The 10,066-nt window shown below is 70.2% G+C and carries 9 protein-coding genes and 1 pseudogene; 4 read left to right on the top strand and 6 right to left on the bottom strand.

Annotation, left to right across the window (positions count from 1 at the left end):
- Positions 1-347: 347 nt before the first annotated feature.
- Both AB0C69_RS30160 and AB0C69_RS30155 read right to left on the bottom strand, forming a co-directional pair.
- Positions 348-950, bottom strand: coding sequence for a GNAT family N-acetyltransferase (locus tag AB0C69_RS30160; protein WP_345175755.1), 603 nt, complete (start codon positions 948-950; stop codon positions 348-350).
- 5 nt (positions 951-955) lie between these two features.
- Positions 956-2,605, bottom strand: a complete 1,650-nt coding sequence (locus AB0C69_RS30155; protein ID WP_360358476.1) for an XRE family transcriptional regulator — start codon at positions 2,603-2,605, stop codon at positions 956-958.
- Between the two features lie 393 nt (positions 2,606-2,998).
- Here AB0C69_RS30155 and AB0C69_RS30150 point away from each other — a divergent pair, with 393 nt between their 5' ends.
- The 4 genes and pseudogenes from AB0C69_RS30150 to AB0C69_RS30135 all read left to right on the top strand — a co-directional run bounded on the left by AB0C69_RS30150 (position 2,999) and on the right by AB0C69_RS30135 (position 6,641).
- Positions 2,999-3,283: a hypothetical protein gene (locus AB0C69_RS30150; RefSeq protein ID WP_179836786.1), complete on the top strand. Its 285-nt coding sequence runs from the start codon at positions 2,999-3,001 to the stop codon at positions 3,281-3,283.
- A gap of 292 nt (positions 3,284-3,575) precedes the next feature.
- Entirely contained in the window at positions 3,576-4,607 is a 1,032-nt protein-coding gene (locus AB0C69_RS30145; RefSeq protein ID WP_360358475.1) for a mechanosensitive ion channel family protein, read from the top strand.
- Positions 4,608-4,679: 72 nt separating this feature from the next.
- Positions 4,680-5,039, top strand: a pseudogene (locus AB0C69_RS30140) (globin); the annotation flags it as partial.
- Positions 5,040-5,069: 30 nt separating this feature from the next.
- On the top strand, positions 5,070-6,641 hold the full coding sequence (locus AB0C69_RS30135) for a glycoside hydrolase family 13 protein (RefSeq protein WP_360358474.1): 1,572 nt from the start codon (positions 5,070-5,072) through the stop codon (positions 6,639-6,641).
- An 84-nt stretch (positions 6,642-6,725) separates the two neighbouring features.
- Here the strand turns inward: AB0C69_RS30135 and AB0C69_RS30130 are convergent, their stop codons facing one another.
- The 4 genes from AB0C69_RS30130 to AB0C69_RS30115 all read right to left on the bottom strand — a co-directional run bounded on the left by AB0C69_RS30130 (position 6,726) and on the right by AB0C69_RS30115 (position 9,977).
- Complete coding sequence (locus AB0C69_RS30130) at positions 6,726-8,138, bottom strand: S28 family serine protease (RefSeq protein ID WP_360358473.1); 1,413 nt, start codon at positions 8,136-8,138, stop codon at positions 6,726-6,728.
- Positions 8,139-8,546: 408 nt separating this feature from the next.
- Positions 8,547-9,140, bottom strand: coding sequence for a GNAT family protein (locus AB0C69_RS30125; RefSeq protein ID WP_345175766.1), 594 nt, complete (start codon positions 9,138-9,140; stop codon positions 8,547-8,549).
- Positions 9,137-9,568, bottom strand: a complete 432-nt coding sequence (locus AB0C69_RS30120; RefSeq protein ID WP_089309629.1) for a thioesterase family protein — start codon at positions 9,566-9,568, stop codon at positions 9,137-9,139. The genes AB0C69_RS30125 and AB0C69_RS30120 overlap by 4 nt, the downstream gene beginning before the upstream one ends.
- 256 nt (positions 9,569-9,824) lie before the next feature.
- The gene (locus AB0C69_RS30115; protein WP_360358472.1) at positions 9,825-9,977 is read right to left on the bottom strand and encodes a hypothetical protein; all 153 of its coding nucleotides are present in this window, start codon (positions 9,975-9,977) and stop codon (positions 9,825-9,827) included.
- Positions 9,978-10,066: the final 89 nt, after the last annotated feature.

Below are 10,066 nucleotides of genomic sequence, written 5' to 3'. Positions count from 1 at the left end.
GATCACTGCGGGCGATCGCTGGCATCGCTCCGACTCGCCTTGCGGCTCGCTGCGCGATCAGGTTCTCGCTTCGCTCGAACCTGCCTTCGGACGCGATCGCGACTTCTCAGGTTGTTGGGTGGTTGCTCTTAAGGCCGGGGTTGGCGCAGTAGGTGGCATTTGTCGCTGTCAGCTCTCCGCCGTTGGGGGTGGCGGGCTGCCAGCGCCTGCGCTCCTGCTGGCATCGCTTGGGCTCGTTGCGCGAGCAGGTTTTCGGTCCGCTGATCTGCCTTCGGAGGCGGGCGCGGTTGTCAGGTGGGGGTTGTCGCAGTGCTCTTCTCTGGTGGAGAAGAGCACTGCCACACGTGTCAGCGCAGTGGCTTTTGGATGTAGATGTTGACTATTCCGCCTATGGTTTCGCGGCGGGTCTCCGTCCAGCCGAACTTGCGGTAGAGGGCCAGGGCGGGGGACTGGAACTCGGTGGTGTCGGCGCGCAGGATGCGGTAGCCGTACTCCACCGCGCGTTCCTCCAGGGCCTGGACCAGTGCGGTGCCGTAGCCCCGGCGCTGGACCGCCGGCAGGACGCGCAGGCGCACCATCTCGGCGACGTCGAGGGTCGGGTTGCCGGGGGCGTAGCCGCCGTAGGCGCGGGCGTGGCCGCCCGGGATCAGGTCGGCGCGGCGCAGGCCGCCCATCGCGACCACCCTGCCGTCGAGCTCGCCGACGAGGAACTCGCCGTTGTTGCGGAGATAGATGTCCTCCATGCGGAAGAAGTCGTGGTCGTAGTAGACGCCGTCGCCGGGGCGCAGGCCGACCTGGGCCAGCCCCTCCTGGTGCAGGGCCAGGACGACGCCGTGGTCGGTCGCGTGGTACCGGCGGATCCGCAGGTCGCCGTAGCGCCATTCGGGGGGATCGTCCTCGAGCCGGACGAGCGTGGGGTGGCCCTGCCAGGAGGCGTTGTCGGCGCTCATCCCGGTCAGACCTGTTCCCCCGGGCGGACGGCGGCGGGCGGATCCTGGGTGGGGCTCTTCACGGACGGGCCGGAGAGGGCCTCGTAGAAGTCCTGCAGCTCCGGGATCTGGCCGTGCTTGGTCGCGACCGCCGCGCCGATCTGCCGGGCCCGGTGCACGAGGATGTCGGACCGGTGGTCGGCGGGCAGGTCGAAGATCGCCTCCCGGCCGGCCGTCAGCGCGGCCTCGGGGTGACCGGCGTGCAGCTTGCACATCGCCCGGTCGAGCCGCACCAGGGTGAGGTCGACGCGGTCGGTGGGCGAGTACAGGGTGAGGGCGTGGCTGAGCACCTCGTCGCCCTGCCTGTGGTCGCCGAGGTTGGTGAACGTGTCGCCCTCGTAGAACGCCATCTGGCGGTCGGTGAACCCGAACACCAGGTCGGAGGTGTCGGTCTTGGAGAGCTGGTCGAACACCGAGCGGCCGCGCACGAGCGCGCGGCGGGCGCTGGGGGCGGCGTCCCCGCGGCCGCGCATCGCCAGCATGCCGAGCGCGCGCGCCTCCACGGCGGGGGCCATGGCGGCGGCGACGCCGGGGGTGCGGCCGGCGAGGTCCTGCGCCTTGCGGGCCAGGTGCAGCGCCTCGCGCGGGTCGCCATAGTACATCGGCACGAGCGACTCGCGGACGGTCACCCAGGCGCGCAGCTGGCGGTCGCCGGTCTCGTCGGCGGCGGTCCGCGCGGTCCGGAAGAACGAGCGGGCGAGCCGGTGGTCCCCCAGGTTGATCATGATGAGCCCGGACAGCCCGGACAGCTGCGCGGCGATCCGGCACAGGCGTTCCTGCAGCTCGACCGGCTGGCGCTTGTCGCACATGCGCCGCACCTCGCTGAAGTCGAGCAGCACGTCGCAGAGCATCCGGAGGGACGGGGTCGCCTGGTACTGCCGGCCGTAGCCGTAGGTGGTCTCCTCCCACTGGTCGAGCATGGTCGGCGAGACGGTCGCGCCGACGAGCGTGTCGTCCATCTTGCGGCGCAGGTTGTCGACGGCCCCAAGGAACTGACCGTCGAGCGCCACGCCCGCTCCGGCCAGCAGCTGCAGAAGGGTCCTACGAAGCACGATGTCCTCCTCTCCCACATCAATGGTCAGGGGGCCGTCGGCGCGGTCATGGCCCCGCAGGTCGTTGACGGTCGCCCAGGGGCGCTCCTCGCTCCTGGGCACGATCGCCCCGACGATGGCGTCGGGGTCGGGTACCGGACGCTGGTCCGGCGTGCGCGGCTGCGGGACGCTCGCGGCGCCCGCCCGGGTCGCGTGCCCGCGGCCGCAGATGCAGGGACTCTGGTAGTCGAGGGCGTCGGGCTCCACCCTGTAGACGGCGCACAGGTAGTGCAGGTACTCCGGGCCGGGTCGCTTGTAGCCGCTCTCGTACGCGGACAGCAGCGTCTCCCCGAGTCGCGGCGGCGGCTTGCCGTCGACCTCGTAGAGCGCCTTGACCTGCGCCACGATGTCGGAGAGCGCGACGCCGTGGGCCAGCCGGTGCGCCTTGATCCGGCTGGTCCCGAACAGCGGCCCGCACTGCTCGTGGATCTCCTGCGCGATCGCCACCGGGCCCCGTCCTCGCGCCAGGGCGTGCGCGCGGATCCGGCGAGCGACGTCCGTTTCTCTCCGAGGGGGGTCCGACATCCGGCGCCTCCTCCGGTCGTGCCGGAACGTCGTCCCCTCGGGGGGTGGACGACCGTTCCGACCGCGGCGACCGGTCGATTTGGCCACAACAGATAATCTCTTGCGCACGCAGCGTAATCCTCGTCACAGTCCCCGCCAAGCGATTCCGGAGAAGTGATGAGGGCCGGGACGCGCTCCGCACCCCGTGGGTAGAGAATCTTCCTCCGCAGGGAGGAGGACTTCTCCTGAGGTGGGGAAATCCGGTTCTTCGGCCCCCGGCCGCCCCCTTGACCGGTCAGTGTGAGTGTTGGAAATCTCTCGTGTTGTGATCGAGCGAATCCGGAGAGTCGATCATCTGGGTCGACCGGCACTGTGCTCGCGGGCGTTCCGCCCGCCGATGGAGGGGGTGCGAAGGTGGTCAGCGACAGACGCGTCGGCTACCTCGAAGAGCTGGAACACGAACTCGACACGCGGGGCCTCGTCGCGCGCGTCGTCAGGACCCGCTCGGGGCCGGCGTTCCTGAGGGTCGTGAACCCCGAGGCCGCGAGCCTCGCGGAGGACGTCACCTGCGCACCGGCCCCCGAGACCAAGGACCACTACTTCTGGTGGTCCTGGGGCGAGCGCATGCACCGCGTCGACGACGTCGGCGGAGCGGCCCTCAAGCTGGCGCACGTCCTCCAGCCGCTCGCCGCGAGGTGAGCTGACTCACTCCGGGCCTCCGAGCCCGAGCACCGTCACCGACCCGGGCGCCCGCCGGCAGGGCGCCCACCAGGCCGGGCGTGTCCCGCGAGGCCGCGGCGAAGGGCGCGGCAGCCGCGGACCCCGCGGGACACGTTCGCCCGGCAGGCCCCCTCCCCGGCCGGTCCCCGCCGCCGGCCCCGGCGTTCGTATGAACCGGTCGGAACCGTCCCCTACGATCGGGCTCGTACCCGCCGCAGGTCCACGGCGAGTTGGCGGGGAACCGCAATGGCCGGGGAGGGTCTGCCACACCATGTCTCTGTTCGCGTCGATCGGCGTGCCGCTCGCCGTGTCGCCGGTCGCCAAGCCGTTCCTGCCCTGGGCCGAGAAGGGCACCCCCGAGGCCGCCTGCAAGAACACGGACCCCAGCGTCTCGTGCCGGCTGGTCTGGAACATCTCGAAGAACACCGACTTCACCCAGTTCTGGGCGACGTGGCTGGACAAGCCGCTCACCACACTGCTGTGGATCATCGTGACCTTCGTGGTCGCGCTGATCGTGAAGAACATCGCGCACCGGATGATCACCAAGGTCACGCTGCGGATGGCCGAGGGCACGATGTCGGAGAAGGTCCGGGAGCGGTCCCGGACGGTCTTCGAGGGCAGCCCCGCGCTGCTCAACAGGCGGCGCGCCCAGCGGGCCCAGACGCTCGGCTCGGTGCTGCGCTCCATCGCGTCCATCATCATCATGGGCACGGCCGCGTTCAGCATCCTCGGCTCGCTCGGCCTCAACCTCGCCCCCATCCTCGCCAGCGCCAGCGTGATCGGCGTCGCGGTCGGCTTCGGCGCGCAGAACATCGTCAAGGACTTCCTCGCCGGGCTGTTCATGCTGCTGGAGGACCAGTACGGCGTCGGCGACGTCATCGACGTGGGCAGCGCCAAGGGGACGGTCGAGGCCGTCACCCTGCGGGTCACCCGCATGCGGGACGTCAACGGCGTCGTCTGGTACGTCCCGAACGGCGAGATCAAGAAGGTCGGGAACGAGTCGCAGAACTGGGGCCGCGCCGTCCTGGACATCCCGGTCGACATCAACGAGGACACCGAGAAGGTCAAGGAGATCCTGCAGACCACCGCCGACGAGCTGGCCGCGGACGGGGCGTGGCACGACCTCGTCCTGGAGCAGCCGTCGGTGTGGGGCGTGCAGGCCCTCGCCGGCGACGCCGTCGTGATCCGCGTCGTGCTCAAGACGGCGCCGGGCAAGCAGGGCGACATCGCCCGCGAGCTGCGCGAACGCGTCAAGCGGGCGTTCGACGAGGCGGGCGTCACGGTCGCCACCCCCGCGCCCTAGCCGCCTTCCCAGTGGATCAAGGTGAGGAAGAGGGCGTGTCTCACATAGGGTGGGGGCGCTATGGCTGAACAGGTGACCTTCTACGAAGCGGTCGGCGGCGAGGAGACCTTCCACCGGCTGGTGCACCGCTTCTACCAGGGGGTCGCGGACGACCCCGACCTCCGCGCCCTCTATCCCGAGGAGGACCTCGGTCCCGCCGAGGAGAGGCTGCGGCTCTTCCTGATCCAGTACTGGGGCGGTCCCAACACCTACAGCACTCAGCGCGGGCACCCGAGGCTGAGGATGCGTCACGTGCCCTTCGTCATCGGCGCGGCCGAGCGGGACGCGTGGCTCCGGCACATGCGGGTCGCGGTGGACGAGCTCGGGCTTCCGGAAGACCTGGAGAAGCAGCTCTGGGCCTACTTCACCATGGCGGCGCAGAGCATGGTGAACGCCCCGACGTGAGCGGGTAGAGCGCCCCGTATGACGCGAATCCCGTGGTGGCGCAACGCCGTCGTGTACGAAATCTACGTCCGCAGTTTCGCCGACGCCGACGGGAACGGCGAAGGCGATCTCCAAGGGGTCCGGTCCCGGCTCGGCCACCTGCGCGATCTCGGTGTGGACGCGCTGTGGCTCACCCCCTTCTACACCTCCCCCCTGGCGGACGGCGGCTACGACGTGGCCGACTACCGCGACGTCGATCCCCGGTTCGGCACGCTGGACGATTTCGACGCCCTCGTGGCGGACGTGCACGCCCACGGGATGCGGCTGATCGTCGACATCGTCCCGAACCACTCCTCCGACCGGCATCGCTGGTTCCGGGAGGCGCTCGCGGCTCCGCCCGGGTCGCCCGCACGCTCCCGCTACATCTTCCGCGCCGGCAAGCCAGGGGAACGTCCCGGCGAGGCCGCCCCACCGAACGACTGGCCGTCGGCGTTCGGCGGCCCCGCCTGGACGCGGCTGGACGACGGCGAGTGGTACCTGCACCTGTACGCGCCCGAGCAGCCCGACCTCAACTGGCGCAACCCCGAGGTGCGGCACGAGTTCGAGGACATCCTGCGGTTCTGGCTCGACCGCGGCGTGGACGGCTTCCGCATCGACGTCGCCGCCGGACTGTTCAAGGACGAGTCGTTCCGCGACCTCCGCGGCCAGGAGCGGGACATGGTGAACGGGCCCATGTACAGCCGTCCGGAAGTCCACGACGTGTACCGGAGATGGCGCCAGATCCTCGACGAGTACGACGGCGACCGCATGGCCATAGGCGAAGTGTGGACGGACGGTCCGGAAGACCTCGCCCTCTACCTGCGTCCAGACGAACTGCACCAGGTGTTCCAGTTCGACCTGCAGCTTGCCCCGTGGTCGGCCATGGCGTTCCGCGAAGTGATCGACGCAGCGTTGAAGGCCGTCGCCCCCATGGGCGCCGCCCCCACATGGGTGCTGTCGAGCCACGACTCCGTCCGCCACGTCACCCGCTACGAGCAGCGGGACGGCTTCCAGGGCATCGGGCACGCCAGAGCCAAGGCCGCGCTACTGCTCCTCTTGGCGCTCCCAGGGTCGGCCTACCTGTACCAGGGCGAGGAACTGGGACTGCCCGAGGTGACGGATCTGCCTGACGACGCCAGGCAGGACCCCATCTTCAAGCGCACGAACGGGCAGACCGCAGGACGCGACGGCTGCCGGGTACCGCTGCCGTGGTCGGGCCGCGCCGAGCCTTATGGCTTCTCCCCTGACGGCGTCCGGCCGTGGCTGCCGATGCCGGAGCGGTGGGCGTCGATGACCGCCGAGGCGCAGGCGTCCGACCCGTCCTCCATGCTGAGCTGGTACCGCGAGGCCCTCGCGCTGCGGCGCCGCCTGCACGGCGGCCTCCCCGATGACCTGGAGTGGCTCGACTCCCCCGAGACCGCCCTCTTCTTCCGGCGCGGTTCTCTGATCCTGGCCCTCAACTGCGGCGAGAACCCTGTGCGCCTCCCCGACGGCACGCCGCTCCTGACCAGCACGCCCCTCTACGGCGACCTGCTTCCCGGCAACACCGCCGCGTGGCTGAGCGTCCCCTGAACGCAGGACGCGGTGCGCCGGTCCGTGCGAGGGGTCAACGCACGGACCGGCACACCGCGGTCCTTCGCCGGAAGGCGCTTCCGGCTACAGCGGCGGGCGCTGGAGCTGGAGCGGGTCGTCGGCCATCGGGGCCGACTTGAGGGTCTGCATGCCGGTTCCGACGCCCGCCCAGCGCTTGACGTCGGACATCGCCTTGGTCTGCTGGTCACCGGGCAGCCTGGCGATGAGGCGGCCGCTGTGGTTCATGCCCGGAGCGACGTAGACAGCCGAGTCGCGGCTGCCGCGCCCGAGGCGGAACGGCTCGGAACCCCACGGGTCGTTGGCGCCGTACAGGAACAGCATGTGGTTGGCGTTCCCGCGCACCCAGCGGTCGATGTCGCGCATGGCACGGCCGTTGTCGAACCGCATGGCGATGTCACGCGGGACGTAGGTGCGCGGCTGGTAGCTGTCCTCGTACCGCAGCAGCGGCCGCAGGTGCTTGAACTTCGGCGTCGGCCAGCCCAGCTGCGTCCCCGCCTGGTAGTAGTACGGGATGTACGGGGCGAGGCCCTGGTCGCTGTAGAACGAGAGCCCGGAGATGTTGTCGAGCGTCTCGTAGAGCTGGTCGTCCGTGGCGTCCTTCGCGTTCGGCAGCCCCGCGCAGGCGGACTGCAGGCTGTACTGCCAGAAGCCCCACTCGTAGTCCATCACCGAGTTCTCGAACGCGCGGTCCTGGGTGCGCAGGATGTCGAACGTCCAGCCGTTCTCGTCCGCGGCGGCCTTGAAGCGCTTGAGCATCTCGGTGCGGCGTTCGAGGAACTTGCGCGCGAGCGCCTTGACGTTCGCGCGGCACGCGGGGTCGGAGCCGACCGTCTGGAAGAACTTGTCGTAGGCGCGGTCGTCGTTGTTGTTGACGTCGTTGGGCGCCACGTACACGACGCTGCCGTCGACGTCCCGCGGGTAGAACCGCTTGTGGTAGACGGCCGTCATGCCGCCCTTGCTGGCCCCCGTCGAGATCCACTTGCCCTGGTAGATGGTCTTCAGGGCGCCGATCAGCCGGTGCTCGTCGGTGGCCGCCTGCCAGATCGTGTCCTTCTTCCAGTCCGTCGGCTCGGGACGGGACGGGGTGAAGTACCGGTACTCGACCGAGATCTGGTTGCCGTCGACCAGCGCCGTCGGCTCGGAGGTGAACATCGTCTCCGGCGTGTTGTACCCGCTGGTGTAGAGCACCATGGGACGGTCCGCCGACTTGTGCTGCAACATGATGCGCTGCTCGAACCACTGCCCCCGCGGGTTGCGGTGGTCGACAGGCTGCCGGTACTCCAGCCAGAACCAGCGCTGGCCGGGCAGGGTGGACGGCTTCTCCGTCACCCGCATGCCGGGGATCGCCTTCAGCTGGGCGAGGATGTCGCCCGCCTGGGCGGCGCCGGCCTTCGCCGTGCCCGCCTGAGCCGTGGCCGCGGCCTGCGCCGCGGTGGCGCCCGCCCCGGTCATGCCCGCGGCGAGCAGCAGTGCCATGGCTCCTCGTGAGACGCGCCGCATTGTGCCCCTTTCACGTGGGTTCTCCACATTCGCGTCGCGACCCTAGAGGGAGAAGCCCGGCTAAAACGGATTGCTGTTGGGCTTGTTACCTATCCGTGACAGGTCGGTTGTCACCCGATCAGACCGGAAAACAACCCCCAAGAGGGGCGGAAGCGTGATCAGGTACGCATTGGCGTTCACGCTGGAAGAACGCGGGGCCGCACGGTGGGCCTCGATCACGTCCGGAACGGCGACCAACGGGGAGCGGAGATCAGATCGACCCGGGCAGACGACCTGCGGAGGGCCGCCCCTTCGACCGAGCGCGAGGCATCGGCAAGCCTGACGGGCACACGGGTGCCGACGAAACGTCCGCCGGGGCGTGCAGGGATGGGGCCGAGCGGAGGATCAGGTGGGAGGGGCGAGGGCGAAGCCGTCGTCCCACGGGGCCAGGCGTTCGAAGAGCCGCTCGTCGTGCCAGCGCCCGTCCAGGTGGATGTGGCGACGGGCCGTCCCCACGGGCGTGAACCCGTTGCGTTCGAGCACCCGCTGAGAAGCGACGTTGTCGACTCTCGTGAACGCCTCGACGCGGTGCAGGCGGAGCGCGCCGAACGCGACGTCCAGTGCCTGCCTGACGGCCTCGGTGGCGACGCCCCTCCCGGCGTGCGCGCGCGCCACCCAGTAGCCGACGAAGCAACTCTGGAGAGGGCCGCGCAGGATGTTGTTGAGCGTGATGCGCCCGGCGACCTCGCCGTCGACGAGGATGACGCCCGGCCACATCTCCCCCGCCGCGTACGCCTCGACCAGGTCGCGCAGGTTGTCGCGCTGGCCGTCGACGGTGAAGTACGCCTCCCCCCGCTCCGGCTCCCAGGGACGCAGGTAGGCGCGGTTCTCCCGGTACAGCGCCGCGAGCGCCTCCGCGTCCGCGATCTGGACGGCGCGCAGGCGCACCCCCACCCGACGTCCGTCGAGCGCGGGCGGAGGGCCGGCGAGCGCCGTCATGCGCGGGGCACCACGTACCGCCCGATGAACTCGCGTTCCTCCGGGGTGAAGCGGCGCAGGCGGTTCGCCTCCACGTCGAACGCGACGAGCGTCGAGGTCGCCTCCGCGTACACGTGGTCGTCGTCCCGCACCTCGTAGGCCAGCTTGAACGACGCGGCGCGGGCCTCGGTCACCCACGTCTCCACCCGGATCGGGTAGACGGTCGGGAGCAGCGGATACCGGTAGTCGATCTCGTGCCGGGAGATCACCATGCCGCGGACGGGCGGCTCCCCCTTGCGCACCGGGTCGCCGTGGAACATCTCCAGCCGCGCGTCCTCCAGGTAGCCGAGGAACTTGACGTTGTTCACGTGTCCCTGGGAGTCGATGTCACCGAACCGGATCTTGAACTCGTAGACGTGGCGGTACTCGGCCGCGGGCAACTGCTGCATGTCCTCGCCTGGGTACGGGAAACCGGGGGTCGGCCCGATGCTACCGGGCGCGGCCGAGGTCCCTGACAAGGCAGGGGCGCTCCAGGTCGAACCACCAGTCCGGAACCACGCGCCTCGCCGCCGCGGGGAGCTCCTCCAACGTCCACCCGCCGCCCGCTACCCCACCGCAGCCCGTGCCGCCCGACGAGCCGCTGAACAAACCCAGATCCCGCATGAAAAGCGGCCGTGGGCACCCCTCAGATCAACCAGCCACCTGTCACGCGCAGGCCCGATCCACCTCGGCGTCGCCGCCGCAGCGGTACTCCGGTTCGAGACGTTCCCCGGTGCGGGGATCGACGGCTGCGATCCCCTTCCCCGTCCCGGTGACGCACTCGAACCCGATCAGCATCTGCCCGGTGAGCTGTGCCAACGTCCCCGTCCTCCTCGGGTGGGAGCGGGCGGACCATAACGCCCAGGTACGCGAACGCCGGGGAACAGGAGCGGCCGGGAACACGTACC

The sequence above is a fragment of the Actinomadura sp. NPDC048032 genome (genome assembly GCF_040653175.1).
Taxonomy (GTDB): domain Bacteria; phylum Actinomycetota; class Actinomycetes; order Streptosporangiales; family Streptosporangiaceae; genus Spirillospora; species Spirillospora verrucosospora.
The sequence above is the reverse complement of the archived record's forward strand: the minus strand, read 5'-3'. Positions and strand labels throughout refer to the sequence as shown.

Coding starts and splice junctions, on each gene's coding strand:
- AB0C69_RS30160 (WP_345175755.1), bottom strand. CDS start 950: ATGAGCGCCGACAACGCCTCCTGGCAGGGCCACCCCACGCTCGTCCGG.
- AB0C69_RS30155 (WP_360358476.1), bottom strand. CDS start 2,605: ATGTCGGACCCCCCTCGGAGAGAAACGGACGTCGCTCGCCGGATCCGC.
- AB0C69_RS30145 (WP_360358475.1), top strand. CDS start 3,576: ATGTCTCTGTTCGCGTCGATCGGCGTGCCGCTCGCCGTGTCGCCGGTC.
- AB0C69_RS30135 (WP_360358474.1), top strand. CDS start 5,070: ATGACGCGAATCCCGTGGTGGCGCAACGCCGTCGTGTACGAAATCTAC.
- AB0C69_RS30130 (WP_360358473.1), bottom strand. CDS start 8,138: ATGGCACTGCTGCTCGCCGCGGGCATGACCGGGGCGGGCGCCACCGCG.
- AB0C69_RS30125 (WP_345175766.1), bottom strand. CDS start 9,140: ATGACGGCGCTCGCCGGCCCTCCGCCCGCGCTCGACGGACGTCGGGTG.
- AB0C69_RS30120 (WP_089309629.1), bottom strand. CDS start 9,568: ATGCAGCAGTTGCCCGCGGCCGAGTACCGCCACGTCTACGAGTTCAAG.